23 protein-coding genes and 1 tRNA gene are annotated in these 25,535 nt (G+C 58.3%); 16 read left to right on the top strand and 8 right to left on the bottom strand.

The window, feature by feature from the left end:
- The first annotated feature begins 472 nt into the window (after positions 1 to 472).
- Together QP965_RS04965 and QP965_RS04960 are read left to right on the top strand one after the other, a co-directional pair.
- Complete coding sequence (locus QP965_RS04965) at positions 473 to 1,201, top strand: ABC transporter ATP-binding protein (protein WP_284768771.1); 729 nt, start codon at positions 473 to 475, stop codon at positions 1,199 to 1,201.
- Positions 1,202 to 3,745, top strand: a complete 2,544-nt coding sequence (locus QP965_RS04960; RefSeq protein WP_284844152.1) for an ABC transporter permease — start codon at positions 1,202 to 1,204, stop codon at positions 3,743 to 3,745.
- A gap of 55 nt (positions 3,746 to 3,800) precedes the next feature.
- Here QP965_RS04960 and QP965_RS04955 read toward each other — a convergent pair whose 3' ends face one another.
- The 5 genes from QP965_RS04955 to QP965_RS04935 form a co-directional block, all read right to left on the bottom strand.
- Positions 3,801 to 6,110 carry a bifunctional lysylphosphatidylglycerol flippase/synthetase MprF gene (locus QP965_RS04955; RefSeq protein ID WP_284844153.1) on the bottom strand — a complete coding sequence of 770 codons (2,310 nt, stop codon included), beginning with the start codon at positions 6,108 to 6,110 and terminating at the stop codon, positions 3,801 to 3,803.
- Positions 6,097 to 7,299 (bottom strand): alpha/beta hydrolase, encoded by a 1,203-nt coding sequence (locus QP965_RS04950; RefSeq protein WP_239278428.1) that lies wholly within the window; start codon positions 7,297 to 7,299, stop codon positions 6,097 to 6,099. The genes QP965_RS04955 and QP965_RS04950 overlap by 14 nt, the downstream gene beginning before the upstream one ends.
- A 61-nt stretch (positions 7,300 to 7,360) precedes the next feature.
- Positions 7,361 to 7,720, bottom strand: coding sequence for a FluC/FEX family fluoride channel (locus tag QP965_RS04945; protein ID WP_239274294.1), 360 nt, complete (start codon positions 7,718 to 7,720; stop codon positions 7,361 to 7,363).
- Positions 7,717 to 8,019 (bottom strand): fluoride efflux transporter family protein, encoded by a 303-nt coding sequence (locus QP965_RS04940; protein WP_269953659.1) that lies wholly within the window; start codon positions 8,017 to 8,019, stop codon positions 7,717 to 7,719. The genes QP965_RS04945 and QP965_RS04940 overlap by 4 nt, the downstream gene beginning before the upstream one ends.
- Positions 8,020 to 8,029: 10 nt before the next feature.
- Entirely contained in the window at positions 8,030 to 9,451 is a 1,422-nt protein-coding gene (locus QP965_RS04935; RefSeq protein ID WP_284844154.1) for an alanine/glycine:cation symporter family protein, read from the bottom strand.
- A gap of 136 nt (positions 9,452 to 9,587) precedes the next feature.
- Between QP965_RS04935 and pgm the strand changes: the two genes are divergently transcribed.
- The 4 genes from pgm (at position 9,588) to QP965_RS04915 (ending at position 12,638) form a co-directional block, all read left to right on the top strand.
- Positions 9,588 to 11,204 carry a phosphoglucomutase (alpha-D-glucose-1,6-bisphosphate-dependent) gene (pgm, locus tag QP965_RS04930; RefSeq protein WP_284844155.1) on the top strand — a complete coding sequence of 539 codons (1,617 nt, stop codon included), beginning with the start codon at positions 9,588 to 9,590 and terminating at the stop codon, positions 11,202 to 11,204.
- 43 nt (positions 11,205 to 11,247) lie between these two features.
- Positions 11,248 to 11,685, top strand: coding sequence for a MauE/DoxX family redox-associated membrane protein (locus tag QP965_RS04925; RefSeq protein ID WP_284844284.1), 438 nt, complete (start codon positions 11,248 to 11,250; stop codon positions 11,683 to 11,685).
- 54 nt (positions 11,686 to 11,739) lie between these two features.
- Entirely contained in the window at positions 11,740 to 12,489 is a 750-nt protein-coding gene (locus QP965_RS04920; RefSeq protein WP_284791488.1) for a DsbA family protein, read from the top strand.
- Positions 12,490 to 12,565: 76 nt separating this feature from the next.
- Positions 12,566 to 12,638 (top strand) — tRNA-Ala (locus QP965_RS04915).
- A 49-nt stretch (positions 12,639 to 12,687) separates the two neighbouring features.
- Here the strand turns inward: QP965_RS04915 and QP965_RS04910 are convergent.
- Positions 12,688 to 13,596 (bottom strand): NAD(P)/FAD-dependent oxidoreductase, encoded by a 909-nt coding sequence (locus QP965_RS04910; protein ID WP_284844156.1) that lies wholly within the window; start codon positions 13,594 to 13,596, stop codon positions 12,688 to 12,690.
- Between the two features lie 80 nt (positions 13,597 to 13,676).
- Here QP965_RS04910 and QP965_RS04905 point away from each other — a divergent pair, with 80 nt between their 5' ends.
- Entirely contained in the window at positions 13,677 to 14,051 is a 375-nt protein-coding gene (locus QP965_RS04905; protein WP_284844157.1) for a DUF805 domain-containing protein, read from the top strand.
- Between the two features lie 30 nt (positions 14,052 to 14,081).
- Positions 14,082 to 14,807: a fructosamine kinase family protein gene (locus tag QP965_RS04900; RefSeq protein ID WP_284844158.1), complete on the top strand. Its 726-nt coding sequence runs from the start codon at positions 14,082 to 14,084 to the stop codon at positions 14,805 to 14,807.
- On the opposite strand, the gene nadE is transcribed toward QP965_RS04900, so the two are convergent.
- Positions 14,804 to 15,625 carry an NAD(+) synthase gene (gene nadE, locus QP965_RS04895; protein WP_284844159.1) on the bottom strand — a complete coding sequence of 274 codons (822 nt, stop codon included), beginning with the start codon at positions 15,623 to 15,625 and terminating at the stop codon, positions 14,804 to 14,806. The genes QP965_RS04900 and nadE overlap by 4 nt on opposite strands.
- A 27-nt stretch (positions 15,626 to 15,652) precedes the next feature.
- Here nadE and QP965_RS04890 point away from each other — a divergent pair, with 27 nt between their 5' ends.
- The 6 genes from QP965_RS04890 to nrdE all read left to right on the top strand — a co-directional run bounded on the left by QP965_RS04890 (position 15,653) and on the right by nrdE (position 21,541).
- The gene (locus tag QP965_RS04890; protein WP_005327336.1) at positions 15,653 to 17,008 is read left to right on the top strand and encodes a sugar porter family MFS transporter; all 1,356 of its coding nucleotides are present in this window, start codon (positions 15,653 to 15,655) and stop codon (positions 17,006 to 17,008) included.
- Between the two features lie 120 nt (positions 17,009 to 17,128).
- The gene (gene ykgO, locus QP965_RS04885) at positions 17,129 to 17,251 is read left to right on the top strand and encodes a type B 50S ribosomal protein L36 (protein WP_003847162.1); all 123 of its coding nucleotides are present in this window, start codon (positions 17,129 to 17,131) and stop codon (positions 17,249 to 17,251) included.
- Between the two features lie 166 nt (positions 17,252 to 17,417).
- Positions 17,418 to 18,323: an esterase/lipase family protein gene (locus QP965_RS04880; protein ID WP_284844160.1), complete on the top strand. Its 906-nt coding sequence runs from the start codon at positions 17,418 to 17,420 to the stop codon at positions 18,321 to 18,323.
- A gap of 306 nt (positions 18,324 to 18,629) precedes the next feature.
- Entirely contained in the window at positions 18,630 to 18,869 is a 240-nt protein-coding gene (gene nrdH / locus QP965_RS04875; protein ID WP_204611069.1) for a glutaredoxin-like protein NrdH, read from the top strand.
- A 23-nt stretch (positions 18,870 to 18,892) separates the two neighbouring features.
- A complete protein-coding gene (gene nrdI / locus QP965_RS04870; RefSeq protein ID WP_204611071.1) occupies positions 18,893 to 19,324 on the top strand; it encodes a class Ib ribonucleoside-diphosphate reductase assembly flavoprotein NrdI in 432 nt (143 codons plus the stop codon).
- Positions 19,325 to 19,378: 54 nt separating this feature from the next.
- Entirely contained in the window at positions 19,379 to 21,541 is a 2,163-nt protein-coding gene (gene nrdE / locus QP965_RS04865; protein WP_284844161.1) for a class 1b ribonucleoside-diphosphate reductase subunit alpha, read from the top strand.
- Between the two features lie 55 nt (positions 21,542 to 21,596).
- On the opposite strand, the gene QP965_RS04860 is transcribed toward nrdE, so the two are convergent.
- Positions 21,597 to 22,292, bottom strand: coding sequence for a FadR/GntR family transcriptional regulator (locus QP965_RS04860; protein ID WP_284844162.1), 696 nt, complete (start codon positions 22,290 to 22,292; stop codon positions 21,597 to 21,599).
- A gap of 146 nt (positions 22,293 to 22,438) precedes the next feature.
- Between QP965_RS04860 and nrdF the strand changes: the two genes are divergently transcribed.
- Complete coding sequence (gene nrdF, locus QP965_RS04855) at positions 22,439 to 23,428, top strand: class 1b ribonucleoside-diphosphate reductase subunit beta (RefSeq protein WP_005323941.1); 990 nt, start codon at positions 22,439 to 22,441, stop codon at positions 23,426 to 23,428.
- A 342-nt stretch (positions 23,429 to 23,770) separates the two neighbouring features.
- Positions 23,771 to 25,465 carry an aa3-type cytochrome oxidase subunit I gene (ctaD, locus tag QP965_RS04850; RefSeq protein WP_284767069.1) on the top strand — a complete coding sequence of 565 codons (1,695 nt, stop codon included), beginning with the start codon at positions 23,771 to 23,773 and terminating at the stop codon, positions 25,463 to 25,465.
- Positions 25,466 to 25,535 lie beyond the last annotated feature (70 nt).

Raw genomic sequence — 25,535 nt, 5'->3', positions numbered from 1 at the left:
TGACTCACAATGAACATCCTCTCCTACGGACACAAGATCCGTACAAATAGGGTGTCCACTAAACGAGGGTAACCTCACGGGCCAACCAGCCCAGATAATTTAGTCAACCTCTGCCAACACCACCACAACATCAAAACCGACCGCAGAGTCCACTACATCCTCGACCCCATTACCGGAACCATCGCCTGGCTACACCGCGACGGCACCTACCAACTAGACCACCCCACCGGACCACTAGCCACACACCACACCCACTGGAACCACACCTGGGCCCAATACCTCACACACCAACAACAACGAACACAGCGAAAGGAGGGCTAGGAAGTAGGCCCGAGCCCGCGGTGTGTGATCCAGGAGAACGGTCGTGCCGGACTTTCGCATGCCGTTTTCCTCCTCAGGGATGATGTTGGCCGGAGACCATGGTGGCTAGACTTAAATAGGTAATTTCCCATTTACAAGGAGAATTTGTCTCATGACTGATGCTGCGGCTCGCGCCGTTGACTTGTTTAAGCAATATGGAAGCGATGACACAGCTGTCGTCGCTCTTGATCATGTATCCATTGAATTCGGGAAGAATGAATTCACGGCGATCATGGGCCCATCGGGTTCCGGTAAGTCGACGCTGATGCACACCATGGCTGGCCTCGATTCAGCGACGTCTGGCTCGGCGTTCATCGGTGATACCGATATGTCTGCGCTTAACGATAAAGACATTACGGCCCTGCGTCGCGACCGTTTGGGCTTTATCTTCCAGTCCTTTAACCTTGTGCCCACGCTGACTGCGGCGGAAAACATTACCTTGCCGACGGACATCGCCGGCAAGGGCGTCGATAAGCAGTGGTTTGAGGAGGTCACTAGCCGCCTTGGCCTAGCGGAGCGCCTGGAACACCGCCCAGCTGAATTGTCTGGTGGACAGCAGCAGCGCGTGGCCTGTGCTCGTGCATTGGTTTCTCGGCCGGAAATCATTTTCGGCGATGAGCCAACGGGCAACCTGGATTCGAATTCTTCGGCCGAGGTGCTCGACATTTTGCGAACCGCGGTGGATAAGGACAACCAAACAGTGGTCATCGTGACGCACGATGCCAAGGCCGCCTCGTATGCGGACCGGGTGGTTTTCCTTGCTGACGGCAAGCTTGTGAATGAGTTGCACAATCCGACGATGGAGGCCATTCACCAGGTAATGGCGGAGATTGAGGGCTAAATGGCACGCGGAAACGCAATGCGCAGAGTATCTCTGCGTAATATTGTGGCGCATAAGTTGCGCCTTGGGCTGACGATTCTCGCGGTGGTTTTGGGCACTGCGTTTATTGCCGGCTCGTTTATGTTCACCAATTCGCTGAAGTCTACGTTTGACTCCGCCGTGGATAATCAGTTCCGCGGCGTGGATGCAGTGGTGAGCCAAAAGGACGACAATGGCGCGAAACTGGATGACAAGCTGCGTCAGAAGCTGGCTGACGATAAGGATGTTAAGAACATCAATATCGCGGATTCGGAGACCGTTGTCGTGGCCGATGAGAACTCGGAGGCCTATCAAACCCAGGGCGGCACGGCCAGTGTTGTTCCGTTCTACCCAGAAGACAAGGTCGTTGGTGGCGCCGATGAGTTGAAGGAGGGCGAGGAGCCTAGCGGTAAGGACGAGGTCCTCGTCAACTCTTCCGCGGCCGACAAGTACGACATTTCCGTGGGTCAGAAGCTGACTGTGGTTCACCCCGATGAGCAGGATACGGTTACGGTTTCTGGCATCTCGGAGCCTGCGGTAGACCAGGGCGAGAGCATCGTACTGAGCATGGCTGAAAAGGATTACCTGGAGCGCTACGGTGATCCGAGCCAGCTCAAGGTTTCTGCAGCCGATGGAGTGGATGCGAATGCCTTGGTGGATCACCTGAACGAGAAGTATGAAGTCAAGGCGGAGTCGGGTGAGCGCCTGGCTGAGGAGACCTCGGAGATGATGTCCTCTGCCTTGAAGTTCATCAATTACTTCCTCATCGCGTTCGGCCTGATTGCGCTGCTGGTGGGCACCTTCATCATTGCGAATACTTTCTCGATGATTGTCGCGCAGCGCACCAAGGAGTTCGCTCTCTTGCGTGCACTGGGTGCTTCCCGTCGCCAGATCACAAACTCGGTGGTGGTGGAGTCTGCCATTGTTGGTGTTCTGGGGTCCATTGTGGGCGTGGTTGCCGGTATGGGTTTGGTCGCAATCATTAAGGCAGTCATGAGCGCGCAGGGAATGCCGCTCGATGGCGGCTTGGGCCTGAGCGTTTCGGCCATCGTAGTTCCAATTATTTTGGGCACCATCGTGACGGTTGTATCCGCATGGGCACCGGCACGGCGCGCGGGCCGCGTGCAGCCGGTGGAGGCAATGCGCACTACCGAATCAGCTTCCGGAACTTCCCTGAAGGTACGCACGATTTTCGGTGCCATTATCTTGCTGGTGGGCATTGTTGCGGCGTTGGCAGGCGTGCTTTCCGACGGCGAAACCAGCGTCCGCGCCATCCTCGTCGGCGTCGGCGCATTCGGTGTCATCGTGGGATTCTTCTTAGCCGGCCCGGCCCTGTCGCTACCTCTGGTTCCCACGGTGGGCAAGGTAATCGGTGCACCGTTTGGCGCCATCGGTTCATTGGCGGCTACGAACTCGCGTCGCAATCCGCGCCGTACAGCAGCCACCGCATTTGCGCTGACCTTGGGCGTGGCCCTAGTGACCGCTATTGGCATGCTGGGCGCAACTATGAAGTCCTCCGTGGCCGATACCGTCGAGCAGAATATTACTTCTGATTACCTGCTTTCCGGTCCTAGCTCCGGTGAGTTCCCGACGCCGAAGGACACGGGTAAACGCGCGGCGGAGGCCGAGGGCGTCGATAAGGTGATTACCGTCGGTATGGCTCCGGTAGCCGTCGATGGTCAGGCATCGATGGATTATGGTCCACAATTCCAACAAACGATGACTGCGGATGGAGATCCGTCGTCGATGATTGCGCTCGACATGGTTGAGGGCGATGCCAACTTGGAGAAGGGCTTCATTGCTACCGAGGACTTTGCCAAGGAACACGGCTGGAAGGTAGGAGAGACCTATAAAGTTACTTCTGCGGAAAAGGACAAGAAGGCCGAGGCGAAGCTGGTCGGTACCTTTAAGCCCACCGATGTGGTCCAGAATATGGTGCTTTCGCAGGATGTGGCGGAAAAGGTCGCACCGAAGAAGTCCTTCACCGTCCAAATGGTGGGCGTCCTGGGCCAGGAAGGCTATGACAAGGAAGAACTGCGCCACAACCTAGAGGACTCGGTCAAGGATTTGGTCGTGGTTCAGGTTAATTCTGGCGAGGAGTATGCGGGCCAAGCCGCCGGATTCATCGACCAGATGCTTTCCATCCTGTATGGCCTACTCGCCCTAGCGGTGATTATTGCCGTTCTGGGTATTGTCAATACCTTGACCCTGGGTGTTATTGAGCGACGCCAGGAGATCGGTATGTTGCGTGCCGTGGGTACGCAGCGTCGCCAGATCCGCACGATGATCACTCTCGAGTCGGTGCAGATTGCGCTCTTCGGCGCGGTAATGGGCATCCTCATCGGCCTTGGCTTGGGCTGGTCCTTTATCAAGATCCTCGGTGATGAGGGACTGGATTCCGCGCAGATTCCGTGGGCGATGGTGCTCATCATGCTGGTGGGCTCGGCCATCGTCGGCATTATCGCGGCCGTCTGGCCGTCGAACCGTGCGGCAAAGACGCCGCCATTGGAGGCAATCGCGGACTAGCCTAAAACGCCCAAGGTCTCCCTTCTTGGCACAAAGAAGGGAGACCTTCCTGTATTTACGCGGCCATCCAAGCCCTGACTGCCGATACCGCATCCTTTGTTTTCATATCCGGCAGGTAGGCATGCATGGTGGCCAATGCGATGGAAGGAAGTTTCAGTTCATCGTGGTAACAGAGGTACCACGGGTGCTCCTCGGGTTGGAATTTGCGCTTGCTGGCCGCTAGGGTGCGGAATCCATAGAGCGGTTCGACTTCCTCACCGATGCGGTTGAGGGCGACGTCGAGCCAATTAGGTTCGTCTGGTTGTCCCGCCAATGGGGCGCCGGAAAGGGAGATCCAGCCGAGGCCTTCGTCATGAGCGATGAGCATCGCTTCTGAGATGAGGAGCTCGATGACGCCTTTGAAGCCGTGCTCATTGCGGCGCATGACGTCGAGAACGTAGCCGACAATGGCACCATTTTCGTATACCGGCATCCAGCTGGTGACACCGTGTAGAGTGCCGTCGGCGGACTCAGCCAGCAGGAGCCGAGTGCCGTCCACCATCATTTCCTCAAGACCGCCGAGGGTAAAGCTCATTTCGGGGAGGGCTTTGTCAGAGACCCAGTCCTCGCTTAAAGCGGTGACGCGGGCGATGGAGGCAATATCTAGCTCCTTCCAGGTGGTCCACCGTGTCGTGATGCCTTCCTTTTCTGCTTTGTTTCGTGCGGTGCGCACGTTTTGGAATTTCTTTCCCTTGAACTCTACGGATTCGCAGCTGAGTACGGCTTCTTCTGCGACTTGGAGGCGCTTTAGCTGCGGGTGTGCATCGGCGAATTGGGTATTGACGGAATACCACGCCACCGTCCAGCCTTGCTCAGCGGCGAAGTCCTCGAACTCCGCGCTGATATCGTGGCCGACGGGAGCACCCAGTGTGAGGGCGATGCCATTGGAGACGCGGTAGGCCACGTAGGAATCATCGTGGAAGAAGTAGTGGTTGGATCTCCACAGGGTCATAAAAGAAAGGTGATCGCCGGTACCGGACTCGAGTAAGCGACGAGCCGAGTCGCGGTCAGATTCTTGTGCAGGGTCTACGGGCCGTGAAAAGCCAAGGTAGAGACGAACAGCCACGACGATCCAGAAGACGTTTCCCACCCATTCGTAGACGAACCAAGAAATCATCGTGGCCGGCGCGACGTGGTGGGGGAGGATGAGTGCGACTACGGCCGGGACGAAACGCAGTGGGGTTTCTGCAAGGATCGCCGCGAGGTTCGCCGGGGGTACGGTGTTGTGCAACGAGGCGGTGAGGATCCACAGGCCCGCGCCAAAGACGCCGGCGAGTCCGGCAAAGGCGACCGTGCGGCTGAGAAATGCGTGGTTTTCGTGGGTGCGAAACAGCGATCGATTAATTAGCAGCATGAACAGTGTCAGTAGCCAGGGCAAGAGGACGAGCACGAGGTTGGGCAGGAGATAGCTCAGGCGGGCGTCATCCCAAAGCTGGTAGGTCAACAGGGTAATGGCAAGTACCTGGGTAATAACCGCCATCCACCACGCGAGCACGCGGCCGCGGGTAAGGCCAAAGCACACCACTAGCTGGATGATAATCGGCATGATATTGGCTACCACGGCGCCGATGCCTTGGGCGCGGGCGAGGTCGACTGCCGCGGTGCAGCTGGCAGAAGTGACCGAATCCGCGCAGGCTTGGGTCGCCTTCAAGGCGGAGAGGTGAGGAGCCCACAGGAGCTGCGTGATTTGGGAGAACGGGCCTTCTGCTATTGGATCGAGGGCTACGAACGCAGGGCCGATGGCCACGCAGGCGACGCCAACTGCGAGGAGCACTCGGCGCTCTCTGATGGAAGGCGGTGCGGGTTCGGGCTTAAAGAGAAGTTGGCCCGCCGTAATGGAAAGTGCGGCGGCAACGATGCCGAGGACATCGGACATGGTGCCGGAATAGAGCACAAAGGTAGCGGTAAGCACGATAAGCGAGATGCGTAGCCGGCGGCGCCACAGGCGGGGTAGTAGGGCGGAAGCAAAGCCGGCAGCACCGGCGATAAAACCGATTGGGGTGAGGAAGGTATCGCTAAGGAGATCATTGCCCCACCGGTTCAGCCCTGCGGTCTCGATTCCGCGGGCAAGGACGATGGATAGGGGCACAGTAATGAGCTGAGAGGTAATTCCCACCGCCAATGTGCGCAGGGAGCCCAAGCGCCATTCTGCGGGAACGAGCCACAACAGGATAAGGACCGACAAGATGATAGCGCCGCCAGGGTGCGCGGTAGTCAGCGCCAACCAGTGAGAGGTGGGGAAGTCCACTAGGTGGAGCGCCCACATGATGACTAAGACGGCCAGGGAAACAGGAAACCTGGTCAGGATGGTTTTAAGAACGGACATCGTTGGCTCCAATTCCGTCGAAGGGATCCTTAATCGCGGTCATGCCACCGCGACGGGCGGCCCAAGCGAAAGATTCGCGCAGGGCTGGGCGCCACACCTGGAAGGAGTGGCCGCCGGGGCGGGTGCCGAAGTAGGTTTTCATGCCGGCGTTGCGGGCGGCGTCGGAAAGCGAGCGCAGGGCGTTGACGGAAGCAGCGTCCTTATCGCCAGCGATGAAGATAGCCTGGGCGGAGTAGTGCTTGTGGGCGAGCAAGTGTGCGGGGTCCTGGTCATTGAAGGCTGACTCGTCGCCAGCGAAGAATTTCTTCACCGTGGCCGCGTGGTTGCCAATGGTGGGCTCGGCCTCGCCGGAGATGTCGATGATAGAGCCATAGGCTTCGGGGCGGTTGGTAGCGATCTGCAGAGAACAGGTGCCGCCGTAGCTTAGGCCGCCGACGGTCCAAGTGCGCTGATCCGGGTTGACCTTGAACTTCTGCTTGATAACTTGCGGCACGTCTTGGCTGAGGTAGGTCATGACCTTGGCCTGGGTGCTATCGGCGCAGATGGGATTGGCTGTTTCAGAGCCGGTGGCGTCCACGGCAACGACGATAGGGCTGCGCCCTCCATTCGCCGCCTGGAATTGGTCTGCGGTTTCGGCCGCTTCACCCGAACCGAACCATTGCTCTGGGCCACCTGGGTTGCCGTGCAGGAGGACGATGACAGGCAGGGTGTGGTCCGTCCAGTATGCAGGCGGGATATACGCCGTAGCTTGGCGAGCGGAGAAATGGGAGGTGGTGCCCGGAAGATCGACGTGGACGATCGCTGCACCGGAATTGGTGTGGGAAAACTCCTCGTAGCTCATCTCTTTTGCTACGGGGCGTGGGTCCAGGGAGGCAATATCTGGGTAGGTTTGGTACTCCATGTTGATGATGCCAACGGTGGCGAGGAGGGAGAAGACTCCGGCTGCAATCGTGACAGTTTTGGGCTTGCGGAGAAACGCCGCCACGGGGACGAAAGCTGCGAGGAAGATATACCACGGAACTTGCCAGTGCTGGAGAAAGTACCAAGCGATGACGCACAGTAGGGCCGCGATGATCAGCGGCCACACCTTGCGTTGAAGGAGAATGATGATTCCTGCAATCGCGAGGATGGCGTAGAAAATCACGCCGTTGATGGGATCCGCCAAAGGCAGATTCAAAAGGAAACTCACCCGGAAAACATTAGGCCTGTGCAGGACAAAAGTAACTGCTAGTTAGCTGGGAGTTTGCCCCTCAAATGCCGTGATAAATGCGTGCCGCCCAGATGGTGCCGCGCCAGGCTAAAACGATGCCGAGGCCGATGGTCCAGAAGAGATATTTGCTAAGCCGCCACCACTCCTTGCGTTTGATCATTTCTCCCAGTTCCTTCGCCAATGTGGACCAGGTGGACAGGCCGCCGGCTAGGCCGAGGGCGAGGAAGGGGTGGATAAGGGGGGCGTCGGCAAGCTGGGCGAAACCATAGGCCAGGCCAAGGGCTAGGGAGCCCAAAATATTCGCCACGAAAGTGCAGTAGGGGGCGGGCACAAGCCGAGTAAAGCCATAGCGCAGGCTGCCACCAACGAAGCCGCCGAGAAGGACCCAGATAAGATTCATCGCAGCTTGTCACCTGCCAGGTAGCCGCCCACGCAGCCGATAATGGTGGCTAGGGCATAGACTAAAGCGATGGTCCAATGGGCCTCGGAAGTCAGGAAAGCGAAGGTGGCAAAGCTAGTGAAACCGCCGAGCACGCCGGTGCCCCAAAAAGGGCCGGGGCGGAAGTAGCCCATGAGCGCGCTGCCGAGAATATTAATGATGAGCAGCGGGATCATGCCGCCGCCGAGCGCTACGGAAAGCAAGTATCTGGCAGCCGCACCGAGCGCAGCGCCAGCACCCACGACGAGGAATTGAGGCATGCGGCCTATGTTACTTCCAGTTCATCCCTTGGGACTCTACGAACGCGCGCACCTCATCCACTGGCTTATTAAGCTTGGGGTCGAAGGCTAGGTAGGCCTTGGTCTCGCGGGCCACAAGGCCGGAGAGGAGGAGCAAGCCAATGAGGTTCGGGATGGCGATGAGACCGTTAGCCAGATCAGAGAAGGTCCAAGCGAGCTCGAGCTCCGAGACGGAGCCGACAAAGAGTAGGCAGGCAAAGAACATGCGGTAGGGGATAGAGGCCTTGCGGCCGCAGAGGGACTCCAGGGAACGTTCGCCGTAATACGCCCAGGCCATGATGGTGGAAAAGGCGAAGAAAATAATGGAGAGCGAAACGATGGTGCCGCCCCAGTCGCCAGGAAGCACGCGAGAAAAGGCCTCGGCCGTCATGATTCCGGCCTCGTCGCGGCCCATATCCCAGGTACCGCCCACAACAATGACCAAGCCAGTGATGGTTACCACGATGATGGTGTCAATGAAGGTTTGCGTCATCGATACCAACCCCTGGCGCGCTGGGTGCGGGGTCTTGGCAGCCGCGGCGGCGATGGCGGCGGAGCCCATGCCGGACTCATTGGAGAAGATGCCGCGGGCAACACCGTATTGAATGGCCATCATGATGGTGGAGCCCACGAACCCGCCACCAGCGGCGGTGCCGGTAAAGGCATCGCTGAAGATCATAGCAAAGGCGGCGGGAATCTCCGCGGCATGCGAGAAGATTACATAGAGCCCGCCCAGGACGTAGACGATGATCATCAACGGGACGAAGGCGGCGGTAATGCGCCCGATGGCCTGGATTCCGCCAAGGAGTACGGAGCCCACCAAGACGAAGAGAATCGCACCGGTGGCCGCCGGGGCGATACCGAAGGTCGATTCCATATTGGTGGCCACAGCATTGGCTTGGGCGAGGTTGCCGATGCCAAAGGAGGCGCAAATTGCAAAGATGGCAAAGAATACTGCGAGTACCGATCCGAGTGGTCCGGGGATGCCACGCTTCAGGTATTGCTGTGGCCCGCCGGACATCTCGCCCTTGGAATCCGTGGTGCGAAAACGCACGCCCAGGTAGGCCTCGGTGTACTTGGACGCCATGCCCACGAGGCCGGTAATCCAGATCCATACCAGTGCGCCAGGGCCGCCGATGGACAACGCGGTGGCCACGCCCACGATATTTCCCACTCCCACGGTGGCGGCAAGGGCGGTGGTCAGCGCCTGATAATTGGAAATATCACCCTCAGTGGAGTCGTCGCCGGAGTCGCTGGCGAAGACGTGGCGCAGTGCGCGGCCGAGTGCGCGAAACTGGAGTCCGCCCAAACGAATGGTCAGCCACAGGCCGGTGCCCAACAGGAGGGGAATGAGGATGAACGGTCCCCACACCACGGTGCTGATGGCGGAGAGGATGGAATTAAGCGAGTCCATTCTGTAAATCTAGCGAACTATAGAAATGGAGTAAATTTGCCCATACCCCCAGCCGGGGGAATATTCGTCCTGCGCAACTACGGGAGAGCAGGCAAGCTGGGATGGCATACCACCCCAACCCTTCAAGGAGTACGCCATGGCCCACGAGCGCGCCGGCACGCTGGCACAGCCCGCGGATCTTATTGATATCGCAGAATTGGTCACCGCCTACTACACCCGTACCCCGGACGCCGATAACCCGGATCAGCAGGTGTCCTTCGGTACCTCAGGCCACCGCGGCTCCGCGCTGGATCGAGCCTTTAATGAGGCTCATATCCTAGCGATTACCCAAGCCATTGTGGATTACCGCGCGGAACAAGGCGTTGCTGGGGCGATTTTCATCGGCCGCGATACCCACGCGCTGTCCGAGCCTGCCATGGTCTCCGCCCTTGAGGTGCTGCTGGCCAATGGGGTGGAGGTTCGCGTCGACGAGCGCGGCCGCTACACGCCGACCCCAGCGGTCTCCCATGCCATCCTGACCCACCCTGGCGCCGATGGCATCGTGATTACCCCGTCCCATAATCCTCCCCGCGATGGCGGCTTCAAGTACAACCCGCCTACCGGTGGCCCGGCCGACGCTCAGGCCACGGATTGGATTGCGGGCCGCGCGAACGAGTACCTGCGCGCTGGGCTGGAGGGTGTGAAGCGGACGTCTGTCGCGGGCGTGCTGGACGAGCGCTGCGTGAAGCACGACTACGTGCACAACTACGTGGCTGACCTGAAGAACGTGGTGGATATGCAGGCCATTAAAGAATCCGGCCTGCTCATCGGCGCCGATCCCATGGGTGGCGCTTCCGTGGATTATTGGCAGGCCATCGCTGACCATTACGAGCTCAACATGACCGTGGTGAATCCGGAGGTGGATTCCACTTTCCGCTTTATGACCTTGGATACGGATGGAAAGATCCGCATGGATTGCTCCTCGCCGGATGCTATGGCCTCGCTTATTGACGCCCGCTCTAAGTTCGACCTTGCCACCGGCAACGACGCCGACGCGGACCGCCATGGCATTGTCACTCCCGATGCCGGACTCATGAACCCCAATCACTACCTCGCCGTGGCTATCGAGTACCTCTTTAGTCACCGCCCGCAGTGGGGGAGTGCTGGTGTGGGAAAGACCCTGGTGTCTTCCTCCATGATCGATCGCGTGGTGAAAAGCCTAGACCGCGAATTGGTGGAGGTGCCCGTCGGCTTTAAGTGGTTTGTACCGGGGTTGCTCGAAGGCACCATTGGTTTCGGTGGCGAGGAGTCTGCCGGGGCGTCTTTCCTGCGCTTCGATGGCTCCGTGTGGTCCACCGATAAGGACGGCATCATTATGGATCTACTCGCCGCGGAGATTACCGCCGTCACCGGCAAGACTCCGTCCCAGCGCTACGCAGAACTGGCGGAGAAATTCGGCGCCCCAGCCTATGCCCGCACCGACGCCCCCGCTAACCGCGAGCAGAAGGCCATCCTCAAGAAGCTGTCTCCTGAAAAAGTTTCCGCCACGGAGCTAGCAGGCGAGGACATTGTGGCCAAGCTGACGGAGGCACCCGGCAACGGGGCGGCGATTGGCGGTTTGAAGGTAGCGACGGAAAATGCCTGGTTCGCCGCTCGTCCTTCCGGCACTGAAGATAAGTACAAAATCTATGCCGAATCTTTCTTGGGTGAGGAACATCTCAGACAGGTGCAAGCAGAAGCACAGGCAGTTGTTGCCAATGTTTTAAAGGGTTAACGCTAAACTCATCCTCGTGAGTAGCAAGATTAATGGGAAGCTGATGCTTGATGTCATCAGCTTCATCGCCCGCTTTGGCATGGCCTGGGTGTGGATTGACGCCGGCGTGCATAAGCTTGGCAAGACCCTAGACATGACCCAGGCCATTAAAGGCTATGACATTTTTACGCCTGATTGGGCTCTTTACCTCGCAACGGTCATTGGCCCACTGGAGGTTATTGGTGGCGTGCTCTTGCTGCTCGGGCTGTTTTTGCGAAAGTCCTCCATCGTGGCCACCGTCGTGTTGCTGCTCTTTATGGTGGGCATCGCTCAAGCTTGGGCCCGTGGACTGGATATTGACTGCGGCTGCTTTGGCTATGACGCCCAAAATCCTGACCGAGGAATGGATTATGCGAAGACGCTGCTGCGCGACGCCGCATATCTATTCCTGACCCTATGGACCATCAAGCGCCCCTTCACCAAGTTTGCCCTTCACCCCTAGTAGTTGGGCAAGGTAGGCTGATCGAGTCCGAAGAATTGCAAAGGCAAGGTTCAAATGAGCAAAGTAACTGACCCGAACGCCAAGGGTGGCAACGGTTTTATCTGGGGAGTCGGAGTACTCCTCGTTATCATTGCCGTAGTTATCGGCTACATCGTGTGGAATGGCAAGCAGTCGTCCACGGATTCTGTCGATGCCCTTGACGCCAAGGACGTAAATATGTCCATGGAGTACAACGACGGTGCTATTACCCTTAAGTCTGAAAGCGCCAAGAAGGGCACCCCTGAGGTGGATCTCTACGAAGACTACTCCTGCCCGCACTGTGCCGAACTGGCTCAGGCCACCGACGGTGACATGCAGAAGGCCATCGAAGACGGCAAGCTGATCGTCCACGTGCGTACCCTCAACTTCTTGGATGGCAAGGACATTGAAAACCAGGAGGGCTACTCCACTAAGGCGGCAGCCGCTATGTCCGAGCTGGCCAAGTCTGGTGATATCAAGACCTACTGGAACCTGCGTGACTACATGCTGCAGAACCAGCAAAAGGTGGCTACTTCGTGGGACATCAAGGATATTGCTGACGCCGCCAAGGAGTTTGGCGCGGACGATGATGTCGTTGATTCCATCAAGGATGTAGACGTCAAGCAGGGCAATAAAATGGCGAAGACCAACTACGACAAGCTGGATAAGGAAACCGGCACCGTATCTTCGCCGCGAATCGTCAAGGATGGCAAGGATGTTCCATCAGAAAAGGATCAAAAGGCCGGCAAGAACCTGGGTGACTGGGTAGAGATCGTCACCAAGTAGCAGGCGATTTGGAGAGTTAAATACCCTCCATGTATATTTAAGCGAGTCGCAGCCCACAGGGTTGCACCTCGTTTGAGGGGCTATGGCGCAGCTGGTAGCGCACCACACTGGCAGTGTGGGGGTCACGGGTTCGAATCCCGTTAGCTCCACAATATAAAGGAGAGGAACATTAGTTCCTCTCCTTTTCTTATTGCGAGGCTAGAGCTCCCCGAGATCCTCATCGAGCATGCACTGATCGATGGCGATGCCGACGGCCGCGCCGCTGCCCATCGCTTGCGAGACCTGGTCTGGGGCGCTGACCACATTGCCCGCCGCCCACAGGCGCGGTACCGAGGTCTGGCCACGCTCTACGCTGATCCAGCCATCTGTTGATTCGCAGCCGGCATCCCGCAGCAGTGCGTCATTGGGCAGAAAATCGGGCCCAGTAAAGCACGCTTCGTAGGTGTCTTCTCCAGCAGAACTGTGCACCTTTACACCGGTTGGAGTCGCTTCATCTGCTTGAACCTGTGTCGCCTCTGCATCGACTACTTTTACGCCCAATCCGGCGAGTTGGGTGCGATCAAGCTCGGTGAGCTCAAGGCCGTTGGGGTAGAAGGTCAGTGTGCTCGTCCACTTGGACAGCAGTTTGCTGATGCGGATGGTAAAAGGCGGATTCGCGCCGCCGATGAGCGCAACCTTCTTCCCGGTGACTTCGTAGCCATGGCAGTACGGGCAGTGAAAGACCCTGGTGCCCCACAAATCGCTGAGGCCGGGGACGGCAGGGAGCCTGTCCGTGAGTCCCGTAGCGACGAGAACGTGGCGGGACTCGAGGACCTCGCCGCCGGCAAGTTCTACCTGCCAAGGCCCGCGCTCGGAAACACGGGTGAGTTTCTCCACCGATCCCTGGGTAATGGTTCCTCCGAACTTCTTGACCTCCGCGTGACCGCGCTGAAGCAATTCGGCGGGAGCCGCGCCATCGAGGCCAAGGATGCCATGGGCATGTTCGCTGAAGCGATTGCGGGGAGCGCCGGAATCGATTAACTGAATATTTCGGTTAGCGCGGGCCAAGGTGATGGCGGCTGCGGTGCCGGCAAAGCCACCGCCGATGATGATGACGTCCGAGTACATTGCTCCTCCTTTATAGGAAGTGGGTAGCATGGTGCGCAGCCGAGTATATGCAGACAACATCGAAGGGGCTCGCGCGCAGAATGACTGATGAATCCACAGGGTTCTTTACACGCGAAGCGATCTATGGGGCGTCACCTGTACAGGCGGTAGGCAGGTTCTTTGTAAAGTACTTCAACTTCCGTGGCCGAGCGTCCATGAGTGAGTTTTGGTGGGTTTTCGGTTTCCTCGTGCTGATTTCTGTGGCAATCGGCATTATCGATCGGCACTTCGGCGTGGATATTGAGACTATTGCAGAGGCGGTACTTGTGATTCCAGTCGTTTCCTTGATGTGCCGGCGGCTGCACGATTCCGGGCGGACAGGGCTGCTATGCCTGATAGGGTTCATTCCCGTGTTCGGTGGAATCGCGTTGCTCTTTATGATGGCTCTGCCCACGCGCGAGCATGCGGCGCTTTAGAAGTTTCCTTGCCTGATTAGGCTGGGCGGCATGCTGACTTTTTCAAAGCGAGTACGCGACACGGATCAAGCAGGTGCCGAGGCGGCTGGATTGCGGTGGCTCGGGGAGGCCACCGACGCGGTGGTCAACGTCGTGAGCGCCGACGGGCTAGAAATCGTTACCGAGCGCGTGGACGAGGTCATGCCTACGCCGGAGGCGGCGCGGACATTTGGTGCGGAGCTGGCGCGCATGCACCGTGGGGGAGCCGAAGCGTTTGGCGCGCCTCCTACCGGGTGGGAAGGCAAGAACTTCATCGGCAGTATCGAGCAAGACTGCATCCCGACGGATAATTGGGGCGAGTTCTATGTTGAACAGCGAGTGCTGCCCTTCGCGGAACTAGCGGGGATTAGTGCAGCGCAGTTGGACTTGGTAAGGCGTGCCTGCGATGCCATCGCCGCGCGCAGTTGGGATGTGGCGCCGGCGCGCATCCACGGCGATCTATGGGCGGGCAACCTGCTTTTTGGAGCGGATGGCGGCATCATGATTGACCCCGCCGCCCATGGTGGGCACCCGCATACGGATTTGGGGATGTTGGCGCTTTTCGGGGCACCGTACCTTGAGGAGATTTTCCGGGGATATGGTGCGCCTAAAGACATCGAAAAATGGATTCCCATGCACCAGCTGCATCCGTTGGCAGTGCATGCGCTGACGCACGGCGCCAGCTATAACCGGCCGCTGGAGCACGCTGCGGCCGCTACCTTGGAGGCACTGGGCTAAAGGTTCGGCCCCTGCGGCATGATGCGCTTGTGAGCGCCGCGGTGCCATAAGGTTTCGATGCGTTCGCGGGCGGCGTCGGGAACCGCTTTGCCCTCCAGGTAGTCATCGATGTGGGCGTAGGTGACGCCGAGGGCTTCTTCGTCGGGAAGCTGGGGCTTATCGTCCTCCAAGTCCGCGGTGGGGACCTTCTCCCAGGTAGAGCGCGGGGCACCAAGGTGCTCTAGGAGGGCGGCGCCTTGGCGCTTATTGAGGCCGGCCAAGGGGAGGAGATCCGCCGCGCCATCGCCCCACTTGGTAAAGAAGGCGGTGACGTTTTCCGCCGCGTGGTCGGTGCCGATGACTAGCGCGCCGACCTCACCGGCGATGGCGTATTGGGCGGTCATGCGCAGGCGCGCTTTGGTATTGCCGCGGTTGAAATCGGTGACGTCGGCAAGCTGCAGCGCATCTGCCACCTGTTCGTCGAGGGCCAAGGTAGCCGGCTTGATATCGACGGTGGGGCGGTGATCGGGCTGGATGAAATCCAGAGCAATCTGGGCATCGTCCTCATCGGCCTGCACGCCGTAGGGCAGGCGCACAGCCCAAAACTCCGCGCCGTCGACGCGGTCCACCGCCATCTGCGCGAGCTTTCCCGCCAAGGTGGAATCCTGGCCGCCGGAAATACCCAGCACGTAGCCTTTAGCGCCGGTGGTGCGCAGGTAATCAACCAGGAAATCCACGCGGCGCTGCACTTCGGCTTCTGGATCGATAAAGGGACGCACACCCAGGGTCTTTATGATGGTTTGCTGCAGTTTTTCGGCATCATTCGACATGACGTTCATGGTAGCCGCCTGACACAATATTGTGCTGTGAATAAGGAAGTTTATGTCAAGGTAGTAGCTGGAATAGCGGCCCTGGGCGGGCTGTTATTTGGATACGACACCGGCGTGATGTCCGGTGCCTTGCTTTTTATTAGTCCCGCATTCGACATGAGTGCCCACCAAGAGGGTTGGGTGACCTCGATGCTGCTCGTGGGTGCTGCAGTAGGGGCGCTGACAGCCGGGCGCATCGCCGATAGATATGGACGCCGCTTCACGCTGATTGCAGGCGGCATCATTTTCGTGCTGGGTTCTATCTGGTGTGCGCTTTCCGGCTCGGTGGGAATGCTGGCAACGGCGCGCACCTTTTTGGGCTTTGCCGTGGGTGCAGTGTCAATCGTGTCTCCCATGTACATCGCGGAGATCGTGCCCGCCAAGGTGCGCGGGCGCATGGTCTCGCTCAATACCCTCGCGATTGTGGTAGGCCAGTTGATGGCCTACCTGGTCAACTCCGCGCTGGCCTCCACCGGTAGCTGGGAGTGGATGCTGGGCCTAGCCGCCGTGCCGGGCCTAGCGTTAGCTCTCGGAATGGCTTTCCTGCCAGAGACGCCGGTATGGCTGGCAACCAACGGGCGCATGCCCCGCGCCCAAGAGATTGCCGGGCGCGCCGGGATGGATATCTCGGAGCTGACCTCGCAGGAGACCGCGCGAAAATCCAGCGGATCCGAATGGAAGGCGCTGAAGGCCAATCGGTGGATGCAGATTACGGTGCTGCTTGCCATGCTGATGGGCTTGACGCAGCAGATTACCGGCGTCAACGCCATTGTGTACTTCGCGCCGACCATGATGAACCAGGTGGGGATATCCACTGCCAACTCGGTTTATACCTCCATCGTTATCGGCACGGTATCCGTGCTGGCCTGTTGGGTGGGGCTCAAGGTCGTGGACCGCATTGGGCGAAAGCGATTGTTGTTGATCGGCCTGACCGGCAACGTGGTCTCGCTGTTTATCCTCTCCTTTGCCTATTCCCATGCGCAGGATTCCACCGCTATGGCGATGGTTTCTTTGGTCTTTATGGCGCTGTTTATCGCCTTTCAGCAGGCGGCAGTGTCGCCTACGACGTGGCTGCTCATTTCCGAGCTGGTGCCACTGCAGGTACGCGGCCTAGGCATGGGCATTGCGGGGCTCTCGCTATGGGCCACCAACTGGGCCGTGGCGCAGTACTTCCTGCCGCTAGTGGAGTGGCTGACCGGCCCGGTGGCGTTTATCGTCTTCGGAGTCTTCGGCCTCATCGCCATCGGCTACACCAAGGTTTTGGTTCCAGAGACTATGGGACGTAGCCTGGATGAGGTAGGCGAGGAGATGAAGTCGCGCTACGAGCGCGAGTCCGCACCCGTGAAGCCTTAGTGTTTTGGTATTGACGGCCGTGTGAGGTAACATTTTTCCTCGTGTCATGGCTGGGGATTCCCAGTCCGTGCTTTACTTATTCAACCGCATGTAGATTGCGCATAACGAAAGGAGCGCCCGATGAAGGTCCGTAAGTCCCTTCGGTCGCTGAAGAAGAAGCCGGGCGCCCAGGTTATTCGCCGCCACGGTAAGGTCTTCGTGATCAACAAGAAGGATCCCCGTTTCAAGGCTCGTCAGGGCTAATTGAGACGCGATTCCATCCGCTCCCTCCGGCTTTCCGGAGTGGGGCGGATTTTTTCATGCGTGAGCTCTGGCACAAAAGGATATATTCTCTTCAGCCCCGGTGAATATAAAGGCAAATATATGAATATAATTATTTTGCCTATTTATGTCGTGAGAAAGAAGAATAATGTCCCAGCGAATCGTTGCCGCGCTCACTGCCGCCGCACTCGGATTGTCTGCCCCAGTGGCTCATGCCGCAGAACCACAGTGGGAATCCTCTGCACCGGAGTCCCTTGGCATCAATGACCCGTCCTGTATGCCTTCAGGGGACATCACTGAGCCCGTTGTGCTGCTGCATGGAACCTCGAATAATGCTTCCGTGTGGGGAAACTTGGTCCACCTCCTGCAAGATCAGGGGGCGTGCGTGTGGGCCTTTGACTACGGCGCCGATGATGTCACCTTGCAGAATATGATTCCAAGCGTCAAAGCCATCGCGGACCTGGATGATTCGGCCGCGGAAATTGCAGATCAGGTGGACTATGTCCGCGAGGTCACTGGCTCGGACAAGGTGAACTTGGTGGGCCATTCCCAGGGCGGTATGCACATCAAGACGTATACGCAGATGCATGATGGGGCGGGTCATGTGTCCCATGCGGTGGCGCTAGGTGGCAACTTCCACGGCACCACGCTTAACGGGCAGGGGGAGACGCTTTCTAAATTCATTGCCTTCGCACCGCACCTCGCCGCGTTTATGGCAAGTACGGCCGGCATTCAGCAAGTAGTGGGGTCGGAGTTCATGCAACGGCTCAATGCGCTGCCAGATACCGCGCCAGGCGTGCTTTATACCTCCATTTACTCGCCGGGGGATACGACGGTGACTCCGAATAGCTCTTCGCAGCTGGCGCTTACCGACGGCGCCGATGTGGTCAACCTCGACCTAAGCGAAGTCTGCGGCGTGGCCCCTCGTCACGACAAGCTGCCGACCGACCGGACGGTGTTGAGTCAGGTCATTTTTGGACTGAAGCGTACCCCAGGGGAGGGGCCGGACCCGGCGACCTGCGCCTCTGGCGAGCCTTCGACAGTCGGCTCTTAAGGTGACATGCCAGCCCTAAAATGTGAACTTTGCCACACAAAATGGTGTACTCCAGGTAAACCTGCAGGAATCCCATTGGTGTAGTTTCATGGCTGTCTGTAGGTGTGGACAACATGTGGGGCCTGGGGGTGTGCCATCCTGGGAATACCACGGCTGTAACTACTACATATTGTGTTAGTTGCGGGCATTTCCCCCAAAGTATAGTGTCGTTGATGTTGCTCAGAGCGGCGCAGGAAGCGCCCGCATAGGCGGGAAAACGCGCCCCGCTCTGACGAATTTTTCAATGCAGGAGCTTTAAGGATCTATATGTCTATCACCGTTTACACCAAGCCAGCATGCGTCCAGTGCAATGCCACCAAGAAGGCTCTCGACCGCGCCGGCCTTGAGTATGACCTCGTCGATATCTCGGCCGATGAAGAGGCCCGCGATTACGTTATGGCACTGGGCTACGTTCAGGCCCCAGTGGTTGAGGCTAATGGCGAGCACTGGTCTGGTTTCCGCCCTGACCGTATCAAGGGCTTGGCTTCCGTAGCGGCCTCTGCTTAAGAGAATAGGGGAGGCCAGTAGCGATGTTGGTCGTGTATTTTTCCTCCGCGACGGAAAATACGCACCGGTTCGTGCAGAAGCTGGGCTTTCCTAGCGCGCGCATCCCGTTGCGCCGCACGGACGAGCCGCTTAAGGTTAACGAACCCTATGTTTTGGTGTGCCCCACCTACGGCGGGGGTGCGTCCATTAGCCACCAGAACTCCCGGCCCGTGCCCACGCAGGTAATCAAGTTCCTGAACGATGAGCACAACCGTAGTTTCATTCGCGCGGTAATCGCCGGTGGCAATAGCAACTTCGGCGCCGACTTTGGCAAGGCTGGTGACGTCATCAGCGCCAAATGTAAAGTGCCCTATGTATATCGTTTTGAGTTGCTGGGAAACGAAGACGATATAAAAATTTGTCGTGAAGGCTTATTGGCTAACGCCGCCGAGCTCGGGCTCGAGGCCGCGGCCTAGCGCCCACTACGACTTAAATAAAGATCCTAATTTTTAAGAAAGGCCTTGTCAGCTGTGAGTACGCAATTGGGGAAGACCGTCGCCGAGCCAGTAAAGCAAGAAGAGCAGTTGGACTACCATGCTCTGAACGCGATGCTGAATCTCTACGATGCAAACGGCAAGATTCAGTTTGATAAAGACCGTGAGGCCGCTAACCAATTCTTCCTGCAGCACGTTAATCAAAACACGGTCTACTTCCATGATCTGGAAGAAAAGATCGATTACCTGATTAATAACAAGTACTACGACCCGCAGGTTATCGAGCAGTATGATTTCTCCTTTATCAAGGAGCTATTCAAGCGCGCTTATTCCTATAAGTTCCGCTTCAAGTCCTTCCTGGGCGCCTATAAGTACTACACCAGCTACACGCTGAAAACCTTTGATGGCCGCCGCTACCTCGAGCGCTTTGAGGACCGCGTGTCCATGACCGCCCTGTTCTTGGCAGACGGCGACGCAGGCTTGGCCGAGCACCTCGTAGACGAGATTATGACCGGCCGCTTCCAGCCGGCTACCCCGACTTTCCTCAACGCTGGCAAGGCGCAGCGTGGCGAGCTCGTCTCCTGCTTCTTGCTGCGCATCGAGGACAATATGGAGTCCATCGGCCGCTCCATCAACTCTGCGCTGCAGCTTTCCAAGCGCGGCGGCGGCGTGGCCCTGCTGCTGTCTAATATCCGCGAGTCCGGTGCACCGATTAAGCACATTGAGAACCAGTCTTCCGGCGTCATCCCCGTGATGAAGCTGCTGGAGGATTCCTTCTCCTACGCCAACCAGCTCGGTGCCCGCCAGGGTGCCGGTGCGGTCTACCTCAATGCGCACCACCCGGACATCATGAACTTCCTGGATACCAAGCGCGAGAATGCGGATGAAAAGATCCGCATTAAGACCCTCTCGCTGGGCATCGTCGTGCCGGACATCACCTTTGAGCTGGCTAAGCGCAATGATGATATGTACCTCTTCTCGCCGTATGACGTCGAGCGCGTCTATGGTAAGGCCTTCGGTGACATCTCCGTCACCGAGCACTATGAGGAGATGGTGGAAGACCCACGCATCCGCAAGAAGAAGATCAACGCCCGCCACTTCTTCCAGACCGTGGCAGAGCTGCAGTTCGAGTCCGGTTACCCGTACATCATGTTCGAGGACACCGTGAACCGTGCGAACCCGGTGAAGACCTCGTGGATCAATATGTCTAACCTGTGCTCGGAAATCCTGCAGGTCAACTCCGCATCCGAGTTCAACGCGGACCTGACTTATGAGGAGCTGGGCAGCGATATTTCCTGCAACTTGGGTTCCCTGAATATCGCGATGACCATGGATTCGCCGGACTTTGCCAATACGGTGGAGACCGCCATCCGCGGCCTTACCGCCGTGGCGGATAAGACCTCCATTGATTCTGTGCCGTCCGTGCGCCGTGGTAATGATGAGTCCCATGCCATCGGTTTGGGCCAGATGAACCTGCACGGTTACTTGGGCCGCGAGCATATCGAGTACGGCTCGGAAGAGGGCCTGGACTTCACCAACGCCTACTTCGCGGCCGTGCTGTATGCGGCGCTGCGCGCTTCCAATAAGATTGCCCGCGAGCGCGGCGAGTACTTCACGGAATTCCCGCAGTCCGAGTATGCCTCCGGCGAGTTCTTTGACCGCTACGATCCGGAAGAGTTCAAGCCGAAGACAAAGAAGGTGCAGGAGCTTTTCGACGCCTCTTCGATCCACACCCCGTCCGCCCAGGACTGGGAGGACTTGAAGCAGGAGGTGGCTAAGTACGGCCTGTATAACCGCAACCTGCAGGCGGTGCCGCCGACAGGCTCGATTTCCTATATCAATAACTCCACCTCGTCCATCCACCCGATTGCCTCCAAGATTGAGATCCGCAAGGAAGGCAAGATCGGTCGCGTCTACTACCCGGCGCCGCACATGGATAATGACAACCTGGAGTACTTCAAGGACTCTTATGAGATTGGCTACGAGAAGATCGTTGATACTTATGCCGTAGCCACCAAGTATGTGGACCAAGGCCTATCGCTCACGCTCTTCTTCAAGGACACCGCGACCACCCGCGAGGTCAACCGCGCGCAGATTTATGCATGGCGCAAGGGTATTAAGACCTTGTATTACATCCGCCTGCGCCAGATGGCGCTGGAGGGCACCGAGGTCGAGGGCTGCGTATCCTGCATGCTCTAAACCGCAGGTAGGGCGCCTCGCTGCACGTCGCGGGGAAGGACGTGCAGCGAGGCGTTTAGCCGTTTTCTGCCCGGGTGCAGTCGAGAATGGTGCGGGAGGTCTCTTCGGCGGCGTCGGCAAGCCCGGCATTAATGGCGCGGGCCAGTTCCCTGTGGAGCTGTGTGGTGCCGCCGATGGGGTCGCGCTTGCGGGAGCCGAAGACGGACTTGCCCTTGAGCATCGCCACCAGGGAGGGGGCGAGCGCGGCCAGCATTTCATTTCCAGAGGCCCGCAGGATGAGGGTGTGGAAGCGTAAATCGGTTTCTAATTCTTCGCCCACGCGCGGAGATGGAGTGGATTCCAGCTCGGCCAATCGCGCGGCGAGGCGCAGCAATTCCGCCCGCTGCTGGGCGGTGGCATTGCCGGCAGCCAAACGGGCGGCCACCGGCTCGATGCCAAGCCGCAGCTCATTGAGGCGGGCCACTTGCTGTCCGCGCGTTTTATCGTTGTTTAGGCGCCAGCCAATGATCGCTGGGTCATATACAGCCCACTTGTCCATCGGCAGCACCGTGATGCCCACGCGGCGCCCGGAGCTCACCATGCCGAGGTGCTCCAGGGTGCGCATGGCTTCGCGGGCCACGGTGCGGGAGATGCCAAAGCGCTTTTCGACGTCCCCCAGCCGGAACCGCTCGCCCTCCGCGAGGTCTCCGCTTACTATATCCGCGCCGAGTTGATCCACCACGGAGCCGAGTAGGGGAGGGGTGGCGCTCATGGTGGGTGAATCCTCTCTGTGCAGGCACTCGGTATAGCTGGGATCAGTATAGGCATGAGGCATCCACCACAATGGCAAAGAGGCCGGGCGAATTGGGTATGCTGGGGAGCTAAAAGTGTCCGTTTTTAGTATTGGAGTGACGCCGCGTGTCGCACGAGTACGATGACTACGTTTCTAGTCATGAAAAGCCAGTTAAAGCCATTAACTGGAATAGCATCCCGGATGAAAAGGACCTCGAGGTATGGGATCGCCTCACCGGTAATTTCTGGCTGCCAGAAAAGGTCCCTGTCTCTAATGACCTGCCCAGCTGGAAGACGCTGACGGAGAAGGAAAAGGAAACCACCATGCGGGTCTTTACCGGCCTGACGCTGCTGGATACCATCCAGGGCACTGTGGGTGCGATTTCCCTCCTTCCGGATTCCCAGACCCTGCATGAGGAAGCGGTCTACACCAATATCGCCTTCATGGAATCCGTGCACGCCAAGTCCTATTCCAATATCTTTATGACCCTGGCGTCCACGCCAATGATCAACGATGCCTTCCGCTGGTCCGAAGAAAACGAGAACCTGCAGAAGAAGGCCAAGATCATCTTGTCCTACTACAAGGGTGATGATCCGCTGAAGAAGAAGGTGGCCTCCACGCTGCTGGAGTCCTTCCTGTTCTACTCCGGCTTCTACCTGCCGATGTACTTCTCCTCCCGCGCGAAGCTCACCAACACCGCCGATATCATCCGCCTGATCATCCGCGATGAGGCTGTGCATGGCTACTACATTGGTTACAAGTTCCAGCAGGCGTATAAGCAGCTAGATGAAGAGCACCAAGCAGAGCTGAAGGAATACACCTTCGACTTGGTCTATGACCTCTATGACAATGAGATCGATTACACCGAGGATCTCTACGATGATCTGGGCTGGACCGAGGACGTCAAGCGCTTCCTGCGGTACAACGCCAATAAGGCGCTGAATAACTTGGGCTTCGAGGGGCTATTCCCAGCCGATGAGACCCGCGTTTCCCCGGCCATCTTGTCCTCGTTGTCGCCGAACGCCGACGAGAACCATGACTTCTTCTCTGGTTCGGGTTCCTCCTATGTCATTGGCAAGGCTGAGGACACCACGGATGATGACTGGGACTTCTAAGCATTCCCGCTGATCAGCGTGGTCTAGCGGCACACCTTCTGCTCGAACTCAACCGAAAGGTTGATAACGAGCGGGGGTGTGTTTTTGCGTTTTGGGGCCGCACAATTCGGCGCGGCTGTGACATATAGCACTCTGCATCTTTGGCGAAAACCGTCGGTGGAAATAGTGGCCGCGCCACGTGCAGGGGCAATGTGGCAGATGTGGTCAGTGGTGAGGCGTGTTCTCGCGTCCGAGTATTGGGGGAAGCTGGAAAGAACAGGGGAAAATGGCCTAATATAAGGCGAGTAAACCTAGGTGTAGGTGGAGTCTGTCCACAGACACTTTGTTATTCAGGAGGATTTTATGACCGCTGTGGCGCCACGGGTCGACGATTACGTCGCCCCCACACGTCCAGAGCCAACCGGTAACGCGAAGACCGGTTCAAAGGCTTGGGTATTTCTAACCACCACCGACCACAAGCAGCTGGGCATCATGTACTTGATCATGTCCTTCAGCTTCTTCTTCCTCGGTGGCTTTATGGCACTGTTGATCCGCGCGGAGCTGTTCACCCCGGGTCTCCAGTTCTTGTCTAATGAGCAGTTCAACCAGCTGTTCACCATGCACGGCACCGTGATGCTGCTGCTGTTTGCGACCCCAGTTGTGTGGGGCTTTGGTAACTACATCCTGCCGCTGCAGATTGGCGCGCCGGACGTGGCCTTCCCGCGTCTGAACGCTTTCGGCTTCTGGGTTACCCTGCTGGGCGGCATCGTGATGCTGCTGGGCTTCGTTACCCCAGGTGGTGCAGCTGACTTCGGCTGGACCATGTACATGCCGCTGGCTGATGGTGTCCACACCCCGGGCATTGGTGCGGATATGTGGATCGTCGGCGTGGGTGCTACCGGTGTCGGCACCATTGCCTCCGCTATCAACATGATCACGACCATCCTGACCCTGCGTGCGCCGGGCATGACCATGTTCCGTCTGCCGGTCTTCAGCTGGGCTGTGTTTACCGCATCCGCCATCGTGCTGATGATTTTCCCGCTGCTGACCGCTGCGGCACTGGGTGTTCTGTATGACCGCAAGCTGGGCGGCCACATCTACGATTCCGCTAATGGTGGCGGCATCCTGTGGCAGCACCTGTTCTGGTTCTTCGGCCACCCTGAGGTTTACGTCCTCGCGCTGCCGTTCTTCGGCGTTGTATCTGAGGTCGTTCCGGTCTTCTCCCGCAAGCCGGTCTTCGGCTACATCGGCCTGGTCTTCGCGCTGCTGGCCATCGGCTCCCTGTCCATGGCTGTGTGGGCACACCACATGTTCGTCACCGGCGCTATCCTGCTGCCGTTCTTCTCCTTCATGACGTTCCTGATTGCGGTTCCAACCGGCGTCAAGTTCTTCAACTGGGTCGGCACCATGTGGAAGGGCCACATCACCTGGGATACCCCGATGATCTTCGCCATGGGCTTCATGGCAACCTTCCTGTTCGGCGGTATGACCGGCGTTATGCTGGCATCCCCGGCACTGGACTTCCACCTGGCTGAGTCCTACTTCTTGATTGCACACTTCCACTACACCCTGTTCGGTACGGTTGTGTTCTCCGCCTTCGCTGGCCTGTACTTCTGGTTCCCGAAGATGACCGGCCGCATGCTGGATGAGCGTCTGGGCAAGATTCACTTCTGGCTGACCTTCATCGGCTTCCACGGCACCTTCCTGGTCCAGCACTGGGTAGGCAACATGGGTATGCCGCGTCGTTACGCTGACTACCTGGAGTCCGATGGCTTCACGGTCTTCAACCAGATTTCCACCATCTTCTCCTTCGTCCTCGGCGCTTCCGTTATCCCGCTGGTGTGGAACGTATTCAAGTCCTGGCGCTACGGCGAGATTGTCACCGTGGATGACCCATGGGGCTACGGCAACTCCCTCGAGTGGGCAACCTCCTGCCCGCCGCCGCGCCACAACTTCGTGTCGCTGCCGCGTATCCGCTCCGAGCGCCCGGCGTTCGAGCTGCACTACCCGCACATGGTTCAGCGCATGCGCGAAGAAGCACACGTGGGTAGCCACTAAAGCGATATAACTCGCTAAAGCACTCCTGACTTAAGCCGCCTCCCAACCCGCAACGGGCCGTGGGAGGCGG

The sequence above is a fragment of the Corynebacterium sp. MSK074 genome, assembly GCF_030229735.1.
Lineage (GTDB): Bacteria > Actinomycetota > Actinomycetes > Mycobacteriales > Mycobacteriaceae > Corynebacterium.
This window is presented reverse-complemented; position numbering and strand designations above follow the sequence as displayed.